20 protein-coding genes are annotated in these 21,486 nt (G+C 38.4%); 15 read left to right on the top strand and 5 right to left on the bottom strand.

The window, feature by feature from the left end; translation table 11 throughout:
* The first annotated feature begins 39 nt into the window (after positions 1-39).
* From ileS to AC27E9_RS06205, 10 genes are all read left to right on the top strand, one after another.
* A complete protein-coding gene (gene ileS / locus AC27E9_RS06250; RefSeq protein WP_487128366.1) occupies positions 40-2,877 on the top strand; it encodes an isoleucine--tRNA ligase in 2,838 nt (945 codons plus the stop codon).
* A gap of 123 nt (positions 2,878-3,000) precedes the next feature.
* Complete coding sequence (gene lspA, locus AC27E9_RS06245; protein ID WP_487128364.1) at positions 3,001-3,513, top strand: signal peptidase II; 513 nt, start codon at positions 3,001-3,003, stop codon at positions 3,511-3,513.
* Positions 3,514-3,523: 10 nt separating this feature from the next.
* Positions 3,524-3,955, top strand: a complete 432-nt coding sequence (gene fkpB / locus AC27E9_RS06240; RefSeq protein WP_487128362.1) for an FKBP-type peptidyl-prolyl cis-trans isomerase — start codon at positions 3,524-3,526, stop codon at positions 3,953-3,955.
* A gap of 20 nt (positions 3,956-3,975) precedes the next feature.
* Positions 3,976-4,905 (top strand): 4-hydroxy-3-methylbut-2-enyl diphosphate reductase, encoded by a 930-nt coding sequence (gene ispH, locus AC27E9_RS06235; RefSeq protein WP_487128360.1) that lies wholly within the window; start codon positions 3,976-3,978, stop codon positions 4,903-4,905.
* A 308-nt stretch (positions 4,906-5,213) separates the two neighbouring features.
* Positions 5,214-5,777, top strand: a complete 564-nt coding sequence (gene pilV / locus AC27E9_RS06230) for a type IV pilus modification protein PilV (protein ID WP_487128358.1) — start codon at positions 5,214-5,216, stop codon at positions 5,775-5,777.
* Position 5,778: 1 nt separating this feature from the next.
* The gene (locus AC27E9_RS06225) at positions 5,779-6,735 is read left to right on the top strand and encodes a PilW family protein (protein WP_487128356.1); all 957 of its coding nucleotides are present in this window, start codon (positions 5,779-5,781) and stop codon (positions 6,733-6,735) included.
* A complete protein-coding gene (locus AC27E9_RS06220) occupies positions 6,729-7,250 on the top strand; it encodes a pilus assembly PilX family protein (protein ID WP_487128354.1) in 522 nt (173 codons plus the stop codon). The genes AC27E9_RS06225 and AC27E9_RS06220 overlap by 7 nt, the downstream gene beginning before the upstream one ends.
* A 35-nt stretch (positions 7,251-7,285) precedes the next feature.
* Positions 7,286-10,810 (top strand): pilus assembly protein, encoded by a 3,525-nt coding sequence (locus AC27E9_RS06215; protein WP_487128352.1) that lies wholly within the window; start codon positions 7,286-7,288, stop codon positions 10,808-10,810.
* A 1-nt stretch (position 10,811) separates the two neighbouring features.
* Positions 10,812-11,216, top strand: coding sequence for a type IV pilin protein (locus AC27E9_RS06210; RefSeq protein ID WP_487128350.1), 405 nt, complete (start codon positions 10,812-10,814; stop codon positions 11,214-11,216).
* Between the two features lies 1 nt (position 11,217).
* Positions 11,218-11,535, top strand: coding sequence for a TapY2 family type IVa secretion system protein (locus tag AC27E9_RS06205; RefSeq protein ID WP_487128348.1), 318 nt, complete (start codon positions 11,218-11,220; stop codon positions 11,533-11,535).
* 16 nt (positions 11,536-11,551) lie between these two features.
* Here AC27E9_RS06205 and AC27E9_RS06200 read toward each other — a convergent pair whose 3' ends face one another.
* The 3 genes from AC27E9_RS06200 to nadE form a co-directional block, all read right to left on the bottom strand.
* A complete protein-coding gene (locus tag AC27E9_RS06200; RefSeq protein ID WP_487128346.1) occupies positions 11,552-12,151 on the bottom strand; it encodes a GspH/FimT family pseudopilin in 600 nt (199 codons plus the stop codon).
* Positions 12,152-12,240: 89 nt separating this feature from the next.
* Complete coding sequence (locus AC27E9_RS06195; RefSeq protein WP_487128344.1) at positions 12,241-12,804, bottom strand: GspH/FimT family pseudopilin; 564 nt, start codon at positions 12,802-12,804, stop codon at positions 12,241-12,243.
* A 78-nt stretch (positions 12,805-12,882) separates the two neighbouring features.
* Complete coding sequence (gene nadE, locus AC27E9_RS06190; RefSeq protein ID WP_487128342.1) at positions 12,883-13,725, bottom strand: ammonia-dependent NAD(+) synthetase; 843 nt, start codon at positions 13,723-13,725, stop codon at positions 12,883-12,885.
* 210 nt (positions 13,726-13,935) lie between these two features.
* On the opposite strand from nadE, the gene glnB reads away from it, so the two are divergent.
* Complete coding sequence (gene glnB / locus AC27E9_RS06185) at positions 13,936-14,274, top strand: nitrogen regulatory protein P-II (RefSeq protein ID WP_487082598.1); 339 nt, start codon at positions 13,936-13,938, stop codon at positions 14,272-14,274.
* 75 nt (positions 14,275-14,349) lie between these two features.
* On the opposite strand, the gene AC27E9_RS06180 is transcribed toward glnB, so the two are convergent.
* Positions 14,350-15,114, bottom strand: coding sequence for an outer membrane protein assembly factor BamD (locus AC27E9_RS06180; protein WP_487128340.1), 765 nt, complete (start codon positions 15,112-15,114; stop codon positions 14,350-14,352).
* Between the two features lie 168 nt (positions 15,115-15,282).
* Here AC27E9_RS06180 and rluD point away from each other — a divergent pair, with 168 nt between their 5' ends.
* The 3 genes from rluD (at position 15,283) to clpB (ending at position 19,808) form a co-directional block, all read left to right on the top strand.
* On the top strand, positions 15,283-16,260 hold the full coding sequence (gene rluD / locus AC27E9_RS06175; RefSeq protein ID WP_487128338.1) for a 23S rRNA pseudouridine(1911/1915/1917) synthase RluD: 978 nt from the start codon (positions 15,283-15,285) through the stop codon (positions 16,258-16,260).
* On the top strand, positions 16,244-17,062 hold the full coding sequence (pgeF, locus tag AC27E9_RS06170) for a peptidoglycan editing factor PgeF (protein ID WP_487128336.1): 819 nt from the start codon (positions 16,244-16,246) through the stop codon (positions 17,060-17,062). Before rluD ends, pgeF begins: the two co-directional genes overlap by 17 nt.
* Positions 17,063-17,231: 169 nt before the next feature.
* A complete protein-coding gene (gene clpB, locus AC27E9_RS06165) occupies positions 17,232-19,808 on the top strand; it encodes an ATP-dependent chaperone ClpB (RefSeq protein ID WP_487128334.1) in 2,577 nt (858 codons plus the stop codon).
* Between the two features lie 52 nt (positions 19,809-19,860).
* Here clpB and AC27E9_RS06160 read toward each other — a convergent pair whose 3' ends face one another.
* Positions 19,861-20,289: a DUF4124 domain-containing protein gene (locus AC27E9_RS06160; protein WP_487128332.1), complete on the bottom strand. Its 429-nt coding sequence runs from the start codon at positions 20,287-20,289 to the stop codon at positions 19,861-19,863.
* A 211-nt stretch (positions 20,290-20,500) separates the two neighbouring features.
* Here AC27E9_RS06160 and pssA point away from each other — a divergent pair, with 211 nt between their 5' ends.
* Positions 20,501-21,340: a CDP-diacylglycerol--serine O-phosphatidyltransferase gene (gene pssA / locus AC27E9_RS06155; RefSeq protein WP_487128330.1), complete on the top strand. Its 840-nt coding sequence runs from the start codon at positions 20,501-20,503 to the stop codon at positions 21,338-21,340.
* The last annotated feature ends 146 nt before the right edge of the window (positions 21,341-21,486 follow it).

Below are 21,486 nucleotides of genomic sequence, written 5' to 3'. Positions count from 1 at the left end.
CCGAAGCTTTAGTGACTACGACAACGGATATTTATTTTAATGAGTGATTACAAACAAACCCTAAATTTGCCAGCAACGTCTTTTGCGATGAAAGGAAATATGGCGAATCGTGAACCGAATATGCTAAAAGAATGGGCTGAAAAAGATTTATACGGCCAAATTCGTGCTGCTAAAAAAGGTAAGAAATCATTTATTCTGCATGACGGACCTCCGTATGCTAATGGTAATATTCATATTGGTCACGCGGTTAATAAAATTCTTAAAGACATCATTATTAAAGCGAAGACTTTATCTGACTTTAATGCGCCGTATGTGCCAGGTTGGGATTGTCACGGCCTACCTATCGAATTAATGGTAGAGAAAAAGGTTGGTAAACCAGAGCATAAAGTATCAGCGAGTGTTTTTCGTGAAAAATGTCGTGAGTATGCAGCGAAACAAGTTGATGGCCAGCGAGAAGATTTTAAACGCCTTGGTGTTTTTGCTGATTGGGATAAACCTTATCGCACTATGGATTTTGATACTGAAGCGAATATCATTCGTTCTTTAGGAAAAATAGCTGAAAATGGACACTTACACCAAGGATTCAAGCCTGTGCACTGGTGTACTGATTGTGGTTCATCTTTAGCTGAAGCTGAAGTGGAATATAAAGATAAGCAATCTCCTGCCATTGATGTGAAATTTACAGTAGTCGAGCAAAGTGTTGCTGATAAATTTAATCACCCAGAAAACCACCAAGGTGAAGGTGACGTTTCAGTTGTTATTTGGACAACAACACCATGGACATTACCTGCAAACCGCGCAGTTTCATTGCATGCTGATGTTGAATATACCTTAGTACAATGCGAAACAGAGCAAGGTAAAGAACGACTGATTTTAGCCTCAGATCTTGTTACTTCATGTATGGACCGTTTTGGTATTACCAAGTATCACGCGTTAGGTTTCTGTAAAGGTGCAGATCTAGATTTAGTGCAACTTCAGCACCCTTTCTATGATTTTACTGTGCCAGTTATTTTAGGTGAGCATGTAACGACGGACTCAGGCACTGGTTGTGTGCATACAGCACCTGGTCATGGTGTTGAAGATTTCGAAGTAGGTAAACTTTATAATTTAGAAGTGGCTAACCCTGTCGGGGCAAATGGTGTCTATTTGGATGACACAGAATTGTTTGCTGGCCAACATGTTTTTAAAGCTAATGCTAATGTTGTTGAAACACTTAAAGAGCATGGCAAGCTTGCGCATCATCATGCCTTGGAACATTCATACCCACATTGCTGGCGTCACAAAACGCCATTAATTTTCCGTGCGACACCGCAATGGTTTATTAGTATGGACAATAAAGAACTACGTAAAGATTCTTTAAGTGAAATCGAGAAAACTCAGTGGATCCCTGATTGGGGTCAACGTCGTATTGAGTCAATGGTTGAAGGCCGTCCTGACTGGTGTATTTCACGCCAACGTACTTGGGGCGTGCCAATGGCATTATTTATTCATAAAGATACCGGTGCATTGCACCCACGTAGTATCGAACTTATTGAAGATGTTGCAAAACGGGTTGAAGAGAAAGGTATTCAAGCGTGGTTTGACCTAGAAGCAGCTGAACTAATCGGTGATGATGCTAAAGAGTACGTTAAAGTTGCAGATACCTTAGATGTTTGGTTCGACTCAGGCACAACGCATTACTCTGTAGTTAATGCCCGTGAAGAATTCGACGGCATTGCCGATTTATATCTTGAAGGCTCAGATCAACATCGCGGTTGGTTCATGTCATCAATGATTTCGTCAGTTGCGATGACCAGCAAAGCACCATACAAGCAAGTACTAACTCATGGCTTTGTGGTTGACGCTAAAGGTCACAAAATGTCTAAGTCTTTAGGTAATGTTATAACACCAAAAGAAATTACCAATACTTTAGGTGCTGACATTCTACGTTTGTGGACGGCGTCGGTAAATTATACCCAAGAAATTACCGCAGGTGATGAAATCTTTAAGCGTCAAGCTGATGCTTATCGTCGTATTCGTAATACTTCGCGCTTTTTATTATCAAATTTAAACGGTTTTGATCCTAAAACTGACTCTATTGCTTTTGATGATATGGTGGCGCTTGACCGTTGGGCAGTTGATAAAGCCGCACAACTGCAAGAAGAGATTATTGCCGCTTATGATGAATACGAGTTTCATGTCGTGGTACATAAATTAATGAATTTCTGTACTACTGAGCTTGGTGGTTTCTATTTAGATATTATTAAAGACCGTCAATACACCGCGAAAGAAGACAGTGTTGCTCGTCGTTCATGTCAAACCGCGATGTACTTAATTGCTGAAGCCATGACGCGTTGGATGGCGCCTATTTTATCTTTCACAGCTCAAGAAATTTGGCAAGCATTACCAACACCTTCAAGTGAAGCTCGTGAAGAGTTTGTTTTCACTGGTGTTTGGTTTGATGGTCTACCAAAAGCTGCGACAACTAGTACTTTAGATAATGATTATTGGAATGACATTCTATTAGTACGTACAGAAGTGAACAAAGCACTAGAAAATGCCCGAAAAGAGAAGCAAGTTGGTAAGGCTCTTGAGGCTGCTGTTACACTATATACTACCGCAGAATTAGCTGGAAAAATTCAGCAGTTAGGTGAAGAGCTACGTTTTGTTTTAATTACCTCAAAAGCGATAGTAGAAGTGGTTGAAAGTGCGCCTGCAAATAGCTTAGCCACTGAAGTCGAAGGTTTATGGTTAACCGTTTCGCCAGCGGAAGGTGCTAAGTGTGACCGTTGCTGGCATGTTACTGAAGATGTTGGGAAAAATGAACTACATCCTGAGCTTTGTGGTCGTTGTATAACGAATGTTGACGGTAAAGGTGAAGTGCGTCAATTCGCTTAATCGGTATAGTGATTAAGCAGTGTAATAATAAAGCGTGCAGCACTTGAATAGAGTCTGCACGTTTTCTAGTTATTGGCATAATAGAATAAGCGTTTAAAGCGCAGGAAGAGAAATTATATATTTATGAAAAGTTTATTTACTGAAACAGGATTACGTTGGCTTTGGTTAACTATTATTTGCTTAGTTGCTGATCAAGTAAGCAAACAGTTAGTTGTTAGCAATATGGACTTGTACCAATCAATCAATATATTGCCGTTTTTTAATTTTACTTATATGCAAAACCCTGGTGCAGCATTTAGCTTTTTAGCTGACCAAGGTGGCTGGCAACGCTGGTTTTTCACGGCAATTGCTGCCATTGCTAGTATTATTTTTATTGTTTGGTTAGCCAAAACGCCAAAGCAGCAATCAATGTTATCAGTTGCGTTTGCGTTAATGTTAAGTGGCGCAGTTGGTAACTTAATAGATCGTGTATTATTTGGTTACGTTATCGATTTTTTAGATTTTTACGGATTTGGCTACCACTTTCCAGCGTTTAATATTGCCGATTCAATGATTTTTATTGGTGCCGCTTTGATGATTTTTGATTCATTTAAAAATGGCGAGCCGGATAATAAAGCGACAAAGATTAATTCTTAAAGAGATTTTTATGACAAATTTAGTAACAGCTTCTTCAGAGATTATTGCTCATATCACTATGAAGTTATCAGATGGCTCAGCAGCAGACAGCACCAAAGTAAATAAAAAGCCAGCTAAAATTATTATGGGTGATGCCAGTATATCTCCAGCATTTGAAGCCCAATTGGTGGGAATGAAAGCCGGTGAAAGTAAAGAGTTTACGTTAGCAGCGAACGATGCGTTTGGAGAACCTTTACCTGAAAATATCCATTACATGGATATCAGTAAGTTCAGTGAAGAAGCACCAGCAAAAGTGGGAAATATTATTACTTTTAGTCAACCAGGGGGTGAATTACCGGGTATGATAAAAGATGTGACAGGCAGTTCTGTGACTATTGATTTTAATCACCCATTAGCTGGTCAAGAAGTCACGTTTGTTATTGATGTGATTGAAGTTAAATAGATAATAGCAGCAGGTATTAGATGGAAATTATATTAGCAAATCCACGAGGGTTTTGTGCTGGCGTAGACCGAGCCATTAGTATTGTTGACCGGGCGCTTGATTTGTTTGACGCGCCTATATATGTTCGCCATGAAGTTGTGCATAACAAATTTGTTGTTAATGGATTAAAAGATCGCGGGGCAGTATTTGTTGATGAGCTTGTTGAAGTGCCCGATGATAGCACGGTAATATTTAGTGCCCACGGTGTTTCTAAAGCCGTTCGAAATGAAGCAAAGTCTCGAGGTCTAAAAGTATTTGATGCTACTTGTCCATTGGTTACTAAAGTACATATGGAAGTTTCACGAACTAGCCGTAAGAACATTGAGTGTATTTTAATTGGCCATGCTGGTCACCCTGAAGTTGAAGGAACTATGGGGCAGTATGAAAGTGAAGAGGGTGGTATTTATCTTGTTGAGTCGGCTGAAGATGTTGCAACCTTAACAATTAAAAATCCCGAAAAGCTTTATTATTGCAGTCAAACAACTTTATCAGTAGATGATACCAGTGATGTTATTGATGCTTTAAGAGAAAAGTTTCCATTGATCCAAGGTCCTCGAAAGGATGATATTTGCTATGCAACGCAAAACCGTCAAGATGCGGTACGTTCAATTGCTGAGCAAGTTGAGTTGCTGTTAGTTGTTGGTGCAAAAAATAGTTCAAATTCAAATCGTTTACGAGAGTTAGCGGAAAAAATTGGCACTACCTCTTATTTAATTGATACTTCTGCGGATATTGATACCTCGTGGTTGAATAATATCTCAAAGGTTGGTGTTACCGCTGGTGCATCAGCTCCAGCTATTTTGGTTCAGCAAGTTATTAGCGAATTAAAGTCATTGGGAGGGAAAGAAGTTGTAGAGTACCCTGGGCGTGAAGAAAATACTGTATTTGCGGTGCCAATAGAATTACGCTAACCTTAATGAATATGTTGTTTACCGTTTAAGCTTCATAGAGGTAGCTATGTTAAAAAGGCTAGTTGGAGTTTTACGGTAAATTTTTCATTTTCGAATGTGGACAATTTTGAAAGGAAAACTATTCGAAAATTTGTTGTTGAAGGTATGGGTTAATGTTGTTCACACCAGTGATTTTTAACACATATAAATGTAGTGCAGGAAGTAAAGTTCGTATTCTACATATGTTTAATTGGCCTCTTAGCTGCTGCCAGCATTGTTGTGCGCTAGACATAGCATTAATTTATTCTTATTTAAAAGGAGATTAAATAATGAATAAGTCACCATCAAGTCATTTTTCTAGTACACCTCATTTTCACAAAGGTCTGACCTTTATTGAAGTGCTCGTCGCTGTTTTTATTTTGGTAACAGGCATCCTAGGTGCAGTTGCTATGCAAGCTTCTGCTAAAAAAGGTAGTTTTGACGCTATGCAACGTTCAGTTGCATCAGCGCTTGCTCAAGATATTATTGAGCGAATGCGTAGTAATGATTCAACAGCTTTAGCGGGATATGCCCGAACTGACTATGGTGAAACCTTAGATTCACCTCCGACGAAACGCTGCAATACCGTTGTGGGAACATGTAGTGCAACTGAAATGAGAGTCAATGATCAGTACGAATGGGAGTCTTCTCTTATGGGTGCTGATGTTGTAAATGACGGTAACAATTTAGCAGGCTTAGTTGGTGTCAGAGGTTGTGTAAGTCATAGCCTTAATGCGGTAACTGTTGTGATAAGCTGGGAAGGGCGTAATGAAATAGTTGACGCAAAGAAGCATAGTTGTGGTACTGCAGGGAGCAAACGTCGACAAATTATCGTAGAGGCATTTATCAACTGACATGAATAATCAAAGAGGTTTTACTTTAGTAGAGATATTTATTTCATTAGCTGTTGGGGTGGCGTTATTTGCTGGTGTGCTCAGTGTTTTTGTTGGCATGAAAACAACCACGGAAGAAACAGCAACGTATGGAGAACTACAAGAGAATGGCCGATTTGCATTAAGTGTGATCAGCTATGATCTTTTAAGGCAAAATTTTTGGGGTGACTATACAGGTACTCTTGATCTATCTATGTTAAATGACGCCCCAGACGCACCAAGTATTGATTGCAGTGGAGAAGGGCTAAATAATGCCACGTTTCCTGTTGCGATTGGGCATTTTAGAAGTATTTGGGGGCAAACAGTAACGAGCAATTCAGTAATGGGCTGTATCGATGATGCTAAAACATCTTCTGACATTATTCAGTTAAAACGCGCCATTTCAAACCCAGTTACAACAACTAATAGTGACAACTATTTTATCGTAGCTAATTTAAGTGAAGCTGAAGTTTTTACTGGAACTAGCATTCCTGATATGGATAACAGTCAAGTCTGGCAATATCAGCATCATATTTACTATGTTCGAGAAGAGAGCCAAGGTGATAATACTGTACCTGTGTTAATGCAGGGCCGTTTAACAAAAACTATGACTTTCGATCCCATTATTGATGGCATTGAACGTATTCGATTTATGTACGGTATAGACTCTGACTTAGAGGGAACCGCTGGCTACGGTATAGTTGATAACTTTATTTCTGCTGACAATATGACCAATGTACTATGGGATAATGGCAATAATAACCGAATTTTAGCGGTTAGAGTGTACGTGCTTGCTCGTAGCATTTTACCTGATAACAAATATACTAATACCAATACCTATAGTCTAGGTGATTTAGATGTAACCTTTAATGATAATTATCGGCGACTGTTATTTAATTCGACGGTAACCTTATATAATGCTGGAGTTGACTCATGGTAGGTGCAATATACAGAACCCAAATAATAGCACCAAAGCGACAAACTGGCGTGGTGCTAATTGTTTCTTTGGTATTTCTTATTGCATTAACAGCCGTCGCAGCCGCTTTAATGCAAAATACAACTACAGACATGAAGATGTCCGGCGCTAGTGAAGAAAAGGTTGTGGCTACACAAGAAGCTATTAGTGCTAGTGATGAAGCTGTATATCGCCAGGTAAATGGCGGAACGGGTAATAATAAATTTGCATCAGCTATGGTAAGGTTTCAAGAAGAAAGTTTTAGCAGCGTTACCGATACGTTAAGTATTACCAATACAAATAGCGATACCACGGCGAAAATTGAAGTCGCCAATAATGACCTTGAGCTTGAACCTGATTGCCCTCACTCCAAATCAGCTTCATCAGCGCAAGTTTTTACTTGCAATGTTTTACGTGTGCAAGTGGTCCGTAAATACGGGCGAACTAATACCAATGAAGTTGAAGTTAATACTGGCGTTGCCCAGCAACTTTTAAAGTAGAACTTGGTATTTAAGCTAAATACTGGAGTAGAGCAATGAAAAAAATTTTAGCAATATATCTACTATTGATATCTGCTGTATCTTTTGGTGAAGATATAGAACTTTATGTCAGTGAAGCCGTAAAACTTGCGGGTAAAAAAACCCAAGTGCTGATTATTTTTGATAATTCCGGCAGTATGGGAACTCAACTTTCTGTTAATGAAGATTATGATCCTGAGATAACTTACCCCGCACTCGGAAGTGATAACTCTTTAAGTGAAAAGTTTGTGTACTTTACTAAGGGTGGAGCTGATGGCGTGGGACTGCCAGTGCCAGATAAAAATAATGAATCACGTCGTTTTTTAACAGAAATTAATAGTTGTGAAACGGCCCGTAAAATTCTAAATGAAACGGGCTTTTATACTGGGCACATTCGTGAATACAGCATTAAGGGAAACTCAGGCAGCTGGAATGAAATCCCTGACAACAATGGCGCTAACATCGAAATTATTGATTGTGAAGATGATGTTTTAGCGACCGATCCAACCAATATTGATTCTCTACCTCCGGGTTATCCTATCAATTATGCTGGTAACAAAAAAAATCCAATCTATCATACTACAGATATCGTTGCCTCTAACGTTGAATGGTCCGGTGAGTTAGTCACACTTTATACTGATAATTTTTTAAGATGGCATCATGGTGAAGACATTGCGCAAACGTTAAAAAGCCGGATGGATATCGCCAAAGACAGTATTACTAAAGTCATTAAAGCGGCACCTTCTATTGATTTTGGTTTGCAAGTTTTCAACTATGATGATGGCGATGCCGCAACTGATCCTAATGGCGGGCGAGTTGTTTTTGGTATACAGGATATGACAGATACCAGTGAAGCAGTATTTTTAGATATCGTAAATAATCAATTATCAGCGCAAACTTGGACGCCGCTTTGTGAAACATTATATGAAGCACAGCAGTACTTTGCAGGAAAAAATGTGGTATTTGGTGATGATGATAAAAGTCAGGGGAACTATTACACCAAAAATAAACCACCGCGTGATACTAGCATTGAGAGTGGAGGGAAATATTTAACTCCATTTAGTTCATGTAGTAGTAAAGCATTTGTCATTTTAATTACTGACGGCTCGCCCACATATGACAATGGTGCTGATAGTAAAATTACTGCACTTTCAACTGTAGAAGATGGAAAAACTATTAATTTTAGTGGTAGTAAATTTAGTGGTAATTATTTAGCAGGCGTTGCTGAATGGATGTATGAAAACGATGTTAATCCTAATTTAGAAGGTAAACAAACGGTTGAAACCTTCACTATCGGGTTTAGTGAAGGCGCCGACGATGCAGCGCCATTATTAAAAGAAGCTGCTAAATTAGGTGGTGGGGCATATTATCGAGCAGAAGATAGTGTGCAACTGACGGCAGCGCTTTTAAATGCATTAGAAAATTTAGAACCGAGTAACGACAGTTTAACTTCAGCATCTGTGGCTGCAAATAACTTCGATAGAACAGAAACATTAAACTCAGTGTATTATGCTATGTTTCAGCCTGAAAATGGGCCGCGCTGGCAAGGGAATTTAAAGAAATATAAAGTGAAAAATAGTGTTCAAGTTGGTAAACATGATGAGCCTGCACTAAACCCTGATAATGGCCATTTCTCTGATGAAGTTACAAGCTTCTGGTCGCCAGACAACTCGAAAGATGGTGATGTAGTTGCTGAAGGGGGGGTTGCTGAAATATTGAGAAGCAAAACAAATCGAGTCATTTATAGCGATATTGGTTCCAACGATGCGTTAGCGCTGTTAATAGAGTCGCAGGCCGAAACGTCATTTGGTGGCAGTGACAAGTTAGCAACAGCTATGGATGTTCATGAAGATGATGTTGGTGATTATTTAGATTGGGCTATGGGTAGAAATATTGATAATGTCAAATTAGATGATGACACTATACCCACTATGCGCCCAGATGTTTTTGCGGATCCCTTACACTCCAAACCACTTGTAATTAATTATGGTACCAGTATTAGAGTAGTTATAGGGACTAATGCTGGTGTACTTCATATGTTTGAAGATAAAGGTGCGACAGTTGATGAAAACTGGGCTTTTATGCCTAAAGAGTTTTTTAAAAATATTAAAGGTCTTCGAGAAAACTATTCTACTGCTGAAAAAATTTATGGTATTGACGGCAGTATCACATCTCATGTGCAAGACAACAATGGTGACGGCATTATTAATGGTACCGATAAAGTTTGGATATTTTTTGGTTTACGTCGAGGCGGCACGTCTTACTACGCGTTAGACATTAGTAACCCTAACAAACCAAGTAAACTCTGGCATATCGATAACACGTCTACAGGTTTTAGCGAGTTAGGACAATCATGGTCTCAGCCTAAAGTTGGTTTTTCTAAAGCGAATATTTCCGGCACTGGAGAGAATGCTAAGGCTAATGCGGTGTTGTTTTTTGGTGGTGGTTATGATGTCTCAAAAGATACTTTAACACCTGGTACATCAGATGCTAGCGGACGCGCAATTTATATGGTTGATGCTGCTACTGGAGCATTGAAGTGGAGTTTAGCTCCAGAAGGGGGAACCACAGCTTTTAATGGTTCGGATAGTATAGCATCAAGTATTGGTATTCTAGACAGTAATGGTGATGGATTAACTGATCGATTATATACCGGTGATACCGGTGGCAATATTTGGCGAGTCGACATGCCAGATGCTGCACCTAATGATAGTGAAAACCCGTGGACAGTATTTAAGCTAGCGGCACTTGGGGGAACAACTAATAGCACAGATTTACGGTTTTTTAATGAACCGTCAATTGTGAGAACATTTATCTCAGAAACAATTGAAACGGAAATTATCGATGAAGATGGTCAAACAACCAAGATAGTCAGCCATCAAGAAAAGCCCTATGACGCGATATTAATAGGCAGTGGTGATAGATCTAATCCTATCGGTATTGATACTAGTGATACTTTTTTCATGATAAAAGATGAAAAAATTAAAACTCAATCTTTTTTTTCTAGTGCCGAACCAAAAGCTCCGACAAATATATTATTAGGGGACTTATATGATTACACAGATAACCCTTTTGATAAGGTCTTAACAACTCAACAAAGGGAAGCTCTTGAAATCGCTGTTAGTGCAAAATCTGGTTGGTATATCAATTTAACTGACAGCGGTGAGAAAAGTACAGCTGAAGCGATTGTAATTAATGGTATTGCATATTTTACAACTTTTGTTCCACCCAATTTAGATCCTGATATTATTCATTGTGAGCAACCAAATGGACAAGGGATATTGTATGCAGTTGATCTCGCTTTAGGAACATCTGTATATAATTGGGATGAAAGCGACCCTGATGCGGAGCCAGAGCGAAGCGTTGAAATCAATGAACAATTCCTTGGAGCACCAACATTAATTGTTGTGCCAGAGGATGACGGTGATCCAGATACGTATGATGATGCAATTGGTAATATAATTGTTGGTCGCAAAATAATTCCAGTAGGTTTTACGTTACAGACTTTACGCACCTATTTATATATCAATGAGGAACAATAATATGCAGGGAAAGTCGAATTTAGGTTTTACTTTGGTTGAACTTTTAATCACGGTAGCTATTGTTGCAATTTTAGGTGCTGTAGCATTTCCTGCATACACTGATTTTGTTGCTCGTTCTAATCGAACAGAAGCGCAGCGTGAATTATTGCGAATTGCTAATTTGCAAGAGCAATATTATGTTGATAATAGAAGTTATACTAGTGATATGAAAAATTTAGGTTTAAGCGCGGATCCTTTTGTTAGTGAAAATAAATATTACAGTATTGATGCAACGCTAGCTGATGGTGGTTTTACATTGACAGCAACTGCGCTTGAGCCACAAAAATCAAACGATGGCAGCTGCCCAAAACTCTCAGTGAGTGATACTGGCGCCAAATTACCTTCAACTCTATGTTGGGAGAAATAATATGATTCGATTGGTCGCTATATTTTTTGTTGTGTTAAGCTTGACTAATACGGCTGAAGCTATTGAAGTTAAACAAAAAAGTAAAAAAATTGATGTGAAGTGCCATGTAGAGCTTTATGGAGGTCTACAATCTATTTATTTAGCTAGAGTAAAAGAGAATCATTTAGGTAAGTTATCTAAGCGAATAGTTAACCGAAAAATACCAACGGTTTATAGTAAAAATAAACAACAGGTTTACCAAGTATTTGAATGTGTGAAGTTAAGTGATATTTTTAGTTCACCAAAAGCAAGAAACTTATTTGCAACGTACCCTAAATAGTGGCTATGGTATTGACTTAACTACAAGAAACTTCAGTACCATCCCTATTTTCGTCTTTATTGTCGTTGTCTTTATCAGATGTTTTGTATACTCGGCCAGACAACGATATTTCAAGTCCGCGCGATAATCCACTATAGTTTTTAGGGCAATAACTAAAGTTACCATTACCACCTGAAATCAAGCGACCCGTTGGCGCAAATATAATAATACTTTGGCTGAATGTTAAGGTGTCATCAGTAGTTGCTTTACTTTTTACTTTAACTAATTCTTCGTTCGTACTGTCATAACTTTTATTGTTTGTTAACGTATTACCATTATTTACAAATACGCTAAGCTCATTTTGCCAATTTGTACCACAAGTACTGCCACTTAAGGGACAAACGGTAACATTATTACCGCTGTTGATTGCTGTATTTCTAGCACTTAATATTAACCGGTGTAGTTCGCTGACTTCATTATCAACGCGTGATTGCACCATATATTCATTTAAACTTGGTATTGCGACGGCAGTGAGGATGCCTAATATTGCTATGCCAATTAAAAGCTCTGTTATGGTAAAGCCTTTAGTGGAGGCTCTAAACCTAAGTAGTGATGAGGTTAATTTATATTCAGACATAACTTTTACTGCGTGATTAACATTTAATTTAACTTATAGCACTGATAAATGTTTACAGCTAGAAAAAGATACCTATGGAAATAAATTTGTCAGCTACATATTATTTTTTGACCTGAACGTCGAATGTTTGCTGTATTAGTTTTATTATTTGAACTAACGTAGGTTCTCCCTGAAGGCGCTACAATAATACCTTTACTTTTGTCACTGTGGTTTTCAGGGCAATAGCTGAAAGTGGCGTTCTGTCCCCAGCCTGATAAATGTCCTGTCGCTGAATAGGTTAGTCCGATACGTGTTTTTCCATACTGTAGTTTATCCCCTGACTTTATTGCTGATTTATTTGCTATAACTTTTTCATTTAATATCGGCTCTAAAATTTTATTATTATTGCTATCAATAAATACACTAATTTCCTCTTGCCATTGCTTTGTACAATGGCCTTGGTCATTAAGAGGGCAAAGGGTAACTTTGCTATTGCTCGTTAATGCCGCGTTTCTTGCAACGAGTAATAAGCGCTGTAGTGTGACTATTTCATTGTCGACTCTCGTGTTAACGATGAAATTGTTTAGATTAGGTATACCAATAGAGATTAAACTGAGTAGTATTGCCAGTGAAACTAATACTTCGATTATTGTAAATCCAATATACTTTGACATAACAACCATTCCTTAGTTGAAAGCATTTTTAACAGCTAGGTATAGTCAAGAATATTGGATTTTTCCACGGTTAAATGTCTAGTTTTCGTAGATTGTTGGGATCGGGTTGCGCTTATGCTGAGTTTTCAAATAGATAGCGATAACTTTTTCTTCAACGATTTTATCGCTATTTTTACCTTCAAGAAAATCATCAAGCTGGTCATAGCTTAAACCTAATGCGTCTTCATCTTTTTTTCCTGGGTCTAATTCTTCTAGGTCTGCCGTTGGTGCTTTTTCAATTAGTTGTTCTGGTGCACCTAAAGCACGGGCAAGTTGTTTTACTTGTCTTTTAGATAAGCCAAATAGTGGCGCTAAGTCGCAAGCACCATCTCCCCATTTTGTGAAAAAACCTGTGATATTTTCTGCTGAATGATCTGTGCCAAGTACTAAACCACCTAAAATACCTGCAATATGATATTGCATTACCATTCGAGTTCTTGCCTTTACATTGCCTTTAGAAAAGTCTATTTGTCCGGCAGTAGCAGATGAAATATCAGCATCAGCTAATGCCTTTAACGTTTCATCGTGAATGCCCGCTACGCCATTAAATATATTGGTGGTTAAGTTTTTACTTGGTTGAATAAATGACAATGCGAGTTGGGCATCGTCTTCATCTGCTTGAATATCGTGTGGTAAGCGCACGGCTATAAATTGATACGCTGATTTTTCCGATGTTTGTTCATTGTTGAGTGAATCCACCGCTAACTGTGCTAAGCGCCCACAAGTAGAAGAATCAACGCCACCACTGATGCCTAAAACTAATGTTTTTAAACCTGATTGTTTTAGCTTTGCTTTAATAAATTCAATACGACGATTTATTTCAAAACTAGCGTCAATTTCAGGTAACACTTTCATTTCATCTATTATTGCCAGCGGGTTCATTCTACTTCCTCTTTTATAATCTTATACACAGCAAGTTATTTTAATTGCTCTGGTTAGTCTCGCTAGTGTAGCAAAGTCTTTTCTTGAATAGAATTTTTGCTCTAACTTGAAAAGTAAAATTCTTGGCAATATGTTGATATTAAAAGTGTGTAAAGATGATAATATGTTTAAGTTACGTTCGAAGTCTCAAAACAACTTATAGGCTGTATGATGAAAAAGATAGAAGCAATAATTAAACCTTTTAAAATGGACGATGTTCGCGAAGCGCTTGGCGAAATTGGTGTTAATGGCATGACAGTATCTGAAGTTAAAGGTTTTGGGCGGCAAAAAGGTCACACTGAGCTTTATCGCGGTGCAGAATATATGGTGGACTTCTTACCGAAAGTTAAGCTGGAGATTGTTGTTTCAAAAGAAAATGTTGAGCGTTGTGTGAATACTATTTTGGAAACCGCTCAAACAGGAAAGATTGGCGACGGTAAAATTTTTATTACTGATGTGGAGCGTGTTATACGTATTCGTACCGGCGAAGAAGATGCCGAAGCTATTTAATTGCACTTCTTTAGATAAAAAAATACCAGCTAATAGCTGGTATTTTTTTATCTAATTTTGCGTTACTCGCCGCTATTACTTTGTAATTAGCGGGTTATTTGGGTAATTTGCCGCAAGTACTTGTTTAGCATTAACTCGTAAATCCTCTAAGCCAAGTTTTTCGTAGCAAAGGATCATAATTTCTAATGCTTGCTCTGTTTCAGGGCTAGGTGAGAAGTATTCAACAATATATTTACCTCTATTAGCTGAGGAAACATAAGCTTCACGTTTTAAATAGTAGCGTGCTACGGCAAGTTCATATTTTGCTAAGCGTGATTTAATACCAATCATACGTTGACGAGAATCTGCTGCATATTTACTTTCAGGGTATTTTTCTAAAATGGTTTTCAAGTCTTTAAATGCATCTCTTGCCGCTGTTGGGTCGCGGTCAGAGCGATCTATGCCTGCTAAATCTTGAAATAGGTTTTCTTGTGTTGCAACATTAATTAATGCGCGCATGTAGTAAACATAATCTAAGTTAGCATGCGTAGGGTTCAATCGTAAAAAACGATCGGTTAGTGCAATGCCTTGGGCAGCATCACCACTTTTATAATAGGCATAAATTAAGTCTAATTGAACTTGATGAGAAATAGGGCCATACGGAAAGCGAGAATCTATCGCTGAAAGTATTTGAATTGCTTTTTGGTATAAACCGTTATCCAAAGATTGTCGAGCATCGGCAAATAATGCTTGAGCAGATTTATCTGGCACCTTTTCAATTTCTTTTTCATTTGTTCCAGAACAGCCCGCCAATCCTAACATCAGTACTAGGCACATTATTTTTATTGTCATTTTTTCCATAGACTTCAATATCACTACTTTGTTTTAGTTAAAATAATTCTCTTCTTCACCGCGATAACTACTTAATGTAATTACTTAATGTAATTGCTGCTGCAAAAAGGTAAAATAAGCATTGGCATTCTAACCTAGCAATCATGCCTTGCACAGTGCTAATTAATAGAGAGTTTAATGGCTGAGATAATTCAACACCGGGATACGGTTCCCGAATCATGCTTAGGTAAACGTTTCGACCAGACTTTGGCCGAGATGTTCCCTGATTATTCACGTTCACGCTTAAAAGAGTGGATTTTAGCTGGCCATGTTACGGTTAATGGCCAAGTGGTCGATAAAGCACGTGAAAAAATGTTTGGTGGTGAGCAAATTGCCATTAATACAGAAATTGAAGCGGAAGTTCGCTTTGAACCACAAGACATACCATTAAATATTGTTTACGAAGATGAAGATATTTTAGTGATCAATAAGCCTGCAGGCTTAGTTGTTCATCCTGGTGCAGGTAATCCTGATGGTACGGTATTAAATGCCTTGTTGCATCATTGCCCTCAATTAGATGTTGTGCCTCGCGCGGGTATTGTTCATCGTTTAGATAAAGACACCACAGGATTAATGGTGGTGGCAAAAACTATCGCGGCACAAACTAATTTAGTTGAGTCATTGCAGGCGCGTGAAATTACTCGTGAATATGAAGCTGTTGCAAATGGCATAATGACTGCCGGTGGTATTGTTGATGAGCCGATTGGTCGTCATGCCACAAAACGTACTCATATGGCAGTAACGTTTTCAGGTCGTCCTTCAGTAACTCATTACCGTGTAATGGAGAAGTTTAGGCTGCATACTCGTTTGCGTTTACGTCTTGAAACAGGTCGTACTCATCAAATTCGTGTTCATATGGCCCATATTACTCACCCGTTAGTTGGAGATCCTGTTTATGGCGGTCGTCCTCGTCCACCAAAAAATGCTTCAGAAGAATTGCGCGATATGCTCCGTCAATTTAAGCGCCAAGCATTACATGCGGCAATGTTGTCGTTGTACCACCCTATAACAGGTGAGCAAATGACTTGGCATGCAGATGTTCCAGAAGATATGGTGACATTAACTAATATGTTGCGTGCTGACTCGAAAGAAAATGCCAGTGGTAACGACTACTAAGAATCTTGAAAGTATTCAGATAATAGAATGGCCAACACCTAAGGTGTTGGCTTTTTCTACGACTCGGCTGAAACCTAACCCACATTTATTGTTTGAAAGCCTCTCTAAAAAGATATCTCATAATGCTCGGCGCACAGATAAATCGTTTGATTATTTTAATTTAGGCGCACATGTTGGTGATGATCTTGAATATGTATCAAATAATAGAAATGCATTGTTAGAGCTTTTACCTAATGACACGAAAATTCAGTGGTTAGAGCAAGTTCATGGCAGCCATGTTGCACATATCAATAGTCATACAGAGCAGGCTATTGTTGCTGATGCTGCTATAACTAGGCATAAAAATATTGCTTTGGCTATTATGACTGCTGATTGCCTGCCTATTCTATTGGCTGATAAAAATGGTTATGAAATTGCCGCTATTCACGCTGGCTGGCGACCATTAGCAGCCAACATAATTAAGAATACGGTTTGTAAAATGCAAACTCCAGCGAAAGGCCTTTACGCTTGGCTTGGCCCTTGTATAGGCGCAACAGCCTTTGAAGTTGGTGAAGAGGTTAAGCAAGCATTCGCCCAAATTTCGGAAGAATTTATACCCGCATTTTTACCGCGAATGAATGAAAATAATAAACCAAAATATTTAGCTGATATTGCCATGATTGCTAAAATACAGTTACAAGATTTAGGTATTGAAAATATCTCTCATACCTATAATTGTACTTTTACTGAACATGACAAATACTACTCATTTCGACGTGATGGAAAAACGGGTCGTATGGCGAGTATTATTAGCTTGATTTAGCATTATGTTATTGAACTAGAGAGTAAACGAACTATTACTTTTCTTAAAACCGAGTATTTTGCTTTATGTCAAGTTCAGTGCAAGTACTCACTTGAAAATAGCTATTGCTATCCCTATAACATAAGTAACTGAAATGTAAGCCCAGTAATATGGCAGTAGGAGATTACTTATGCGTTTAGATAGATTCACTCAAACTTTCCAAATGGCAATATCTGATGCTCAATCGATTGCATTGGGTAAAGATCATCAATTTATTGAGCCGGTGCACTTAATGCTAGCGTTACTTAATCAAAATGCTAGCAGTATTATTCCATTGCTTAAAAGTGCTGGCATTAACGTTAGAGCTTTAAGAGCGCAATTAGAAACAGCGATAGGTGAGTTAGCACAAGTTAGCGGCACGGGTGGTGAAGTACAATTATCTTCTGCTATGGGGAATATTTTAAATTTATGTGACAAATTCTCGCAAAAACACGGTGACAAATACATATCGTCTGAAATTTTTGTACTTGCAGCGCTGCAGGACAAGGGTAAGCTCGGACAAATATTAAAAAGTTTAGGTGCTAGTGAACAAAGACTACAAGATGCCATATTGCATATTCGCGGTGGCAAGAATGTTGATGATGTTAATGCTGAAGAAACGCGCCAAGCATTAGATAAATATACGGTTGATTTAACCGAACGTGCTGAACAAGGTAAATTAGATCCGGTTATTGGTCGTGATGATGAAATTCGTCGAACCATTCAGGTATTACAACGAAGAACGAAAAATAATCCCGTATTAATTGGACAGCCAGGTGTTGGTAAAACAGCTATTGCAGAAGGGTTAGCGCAACGTATTGTTGACCATGAAGTGCCTGAAGGTATTCGCAATAAGCGTGTTTTATCTCTTGATATGGGAGCATTAGTTGCTGGTGCTAAATATCGAGGGGAATTTGAAGAACGTTTAAAAGCGGTACTAAATGAGCTTGCTCAAGAAGAAGGGCAGGTGATTCTGTTTATCGATGAGCTACATACTATGGTAGGAGCCGGTAAAACTGACGGCGCAATGGATGCGGGTAATATGTTAAAACCGGCGCTTGCACGTGGCGATTTACATTGTGTAGGTGCTACAACGCTTGATGAATATCGTCAATATATAGAAAAAGATGCCGCGTTAGAACGTCGTTTTCAAAAAGTATTAATTGATGAACCCAGTGTTGAAGATACCATTGCAATTTTACGCGGCTTAAAAGAGCGTTATGAGTTACATCATAATGTTGAAATAACCGACCCTGCAATTGTTGCTGCTGCAGCGTTGTCGCATCGTTACATCAGTGACCGTCAGTTACCTGATAAAGCGATTGACCTTATCGATGAAGCAGCGTCAAGTATTCGCTTGCAAATGGATTCAAAGCCAGAAAACCTAGATAGGCTAGAGCGCCGTTTAATTCAATTAAAATTAGAACAGCGTGCTTTGTCTAAGGATTCAGATCCAGCCTCGAAAAAACGTTTAGATTTAATTTCAGACGATATTGAAACTTGCCAAGTGAGTTATGACGAGTTGGACGAAGTTTGGAAAACTGAAAAAGCAGCATTGCATGGTAGCCAAGCGATAAAAACGGATTTAGAGCAAGCACGTATTGAACTTGAAGCTGCGCGCCGTACTGGTGACTTAAATACTATGGCAGAATTGCAATATAGCCGGATTCCGGATCTCGAAAAACAACTTGATCTCGCTGCGCAAGCTGAAATGCAGGAAATGACTCTATTACGCAATAAAGTTACTGATGTTGAAATAGCAGATGTACTAAGCCGTGCAACAGGTATTCCAGTCGCTAAAATGCTGGAAGGAGAAAGCGAGAAATTACTGACAATGGAAGACAAGCTGCATAAGCGTGTAATTGGTCAATCAGAAGCTGTAGTTTCAGTTTCAAATGCAATTCGCCGTTCACGTGCAGGCTTAGCTGATCCGAATCAACCGATAGGTTCGTTTTTATTTTTGGGCCCTACAGGGGTTGGTAAAACTGAGTTAACCAAAGCCTTAGCACACTTTCTATTTGATAGTGAGGATGCTTTGGTACGTGTTGATATGTCTGAATTTATGGAAAAGCATTCGGTGGCTCGTTTGGTTGGAGCACCTCCGGGCTATGTAGGTTATGAAGAAGGTGGTTACTTAACAGAGTCGGTAAGACGTAAACCTTATTCAGTTATATTATTGGATGAAATTGAAAAAGCCCACCCTGATGTATTTAATATTCTCTTGCAAGTACTAGACGATGGCCGATTAACCGATGGGCAGGGACGAACGGTGGATTTTAAGAATACCGTAATTATTATGACCTCTAATATTGGCTCTGATGTTATTCAGGAGCTATCGGATGAAAGTCACTACCAGGAAATGAAAGCGAAAGTTATTGCTGAATTAGGCCATCATTTTAAACCTGAGTTCATTAATCGCGTTGACGAAACTGTTGTTTTTCATCCTTTACTGGCAGAACAAATTAAGCATATTGCCGCTATTCAAGTTTCCGCGTTAACTAAACGTTTAGAAGAACGCGAAATTACCATGACCTTATCCGATCAGGCGTTATCATTTGTGGCGTCGGTTGGCTTTGATCCTGTTTTTGGTGCTCGGCCTTTAAAACGTTCTATACAGAACGAAATTGAAAACCCACTTGCGCAAAAACTATTGGCGAGTCAATTTCATGCTGGCGATCATATCAAGGTTGAGTTAGAAGGGAATACACTAAATTTTATAAAAAGTTAACATAAATAGGTATAGCTTTTACCAAAGTAATCAGTTTACTGCGATTAAGAGGTTAATTATCTTCGCAGTAAACTTCAACTTGTTTGGTATTCATCTCAAGTTGTTGTTGTTTTTCCAATTCACTAAGCACTTTTATATTGCCGTTTTCATCTTTATATTGAATTTTATCAAAGTCTTTCAATGTCGCTAGGTTTTGCTTAGCGCTTATACATTTTTCATTACTTGCATCACTGCTAGCAGTAGTTTCTGGTATTGAAGGGGCTTTTGCTTCTGTGGTAACCCGACTATCAGGCAATGCCGAAGTGTTTTTATTATTTACCATACTTATTTCAGTATAGTTGTCATGTGCGGGTTGTTGTTGGCTAAAGTGCACTACATTATTTTCATCAACCCAGCGATATACCGTTAATTTTTCGGCACTTATGCCATCAAAAGATAATAATATCGTAGAAATCAGCAATACACCTCTAATGCTCATCATGCACCTATCCATATGTTCCAAACGAATGTTTGTCATTAATTTAGCTATTCATTAAAATCTAGCAGCTACAATATCTTATAACAACAGATTGACAAGTTTACAAACTTTTACCCTATTTATTAACGATTAGGCTTTTATGGTCTACCTTTCGTATTTAAAGTTATGCTAAATTAATATCTACTCTATTTATCTATCAATTGCAGTTTAATTTATGCCAGAAAAAGAAAAAAATGAAGTATCACCTTCACGCGGTATATATCTTTTGCCTAATCTATTAACCACCGCAGGATTGTTTTCAGGCTTTTATGCTGTCGTATCATCAATGAATGGGCACTATATTAGTGCGGCAGTTGCAATTTTTATTGCCATGATTTTTGACGGCTTAGATGGCCGTGTAGCTCGGATGACCAATACTCAAAGCGAATTTGGTGCAGAGTATGATTCAATGGCAGATATGGTTTCTTTTGGTATTGCACCGGGTTTAGTTGCATACAATTGGGCGTTATCTAGTTTTGGAAAATTTGGCTGGTTAGCTGCTTTTGTTTATGTCGCATGTGCTGCATTACGCTTAGCACGGTTTAATACACAAGTTGGTGTTGCCGATAAACGTTATTTTCAAGGACTTGCAAGCCCTGCAGCTGCTGGCGTTATTGCTAGTTTGATTTGGGTGGGCAGTGAATATCAAATAGATGGGCAACAGTATGGTTTCATTATAGGTCTTATTACCATTGCAACCGGATTATTGATGGTCAGCAACTTCAGGTACAATAGTTTTAAGGATGTCGACTGGAAAGGTAAAGTGAACTTCTTTGTTGTATTACTTATCGTATTAGCATTTGTGGTTGTTGCCTCAAGCCCTGAAAACATTCTTCTCTTAATTTTTGGTTTATATGCTTGCTCGGGGCCATTTACAACCATTCGCTCGGTAAAGAAACTAAAATTAGAACATGTTGTCGGCGATGACGAAGATGCTGATTTTCGTAATGAGAATAGTCGTAACGCAAAAACATCATCCGAGAACTCCTCTGAAACAGATAATAATAAGGATTAATTAATAGTTTAATCCATATTATTAAAGGCGCTTTTTAGCGCCTCTTTTGTATTTTCAGCTAATTAACCTACTTTTGTACAAATAAAACGCAAACAAACAATTTTCTGCAAATTAAATGCATTTAGCTGTTGACGGCGAGCCAAAAA

The organism is Colwellia meonggei (assembly GCF_057537295.1).
Note: the sequence above shows the minus strand (reverse complement) of the source record. Positions and strands in the feature narration are given on the sequence as shown.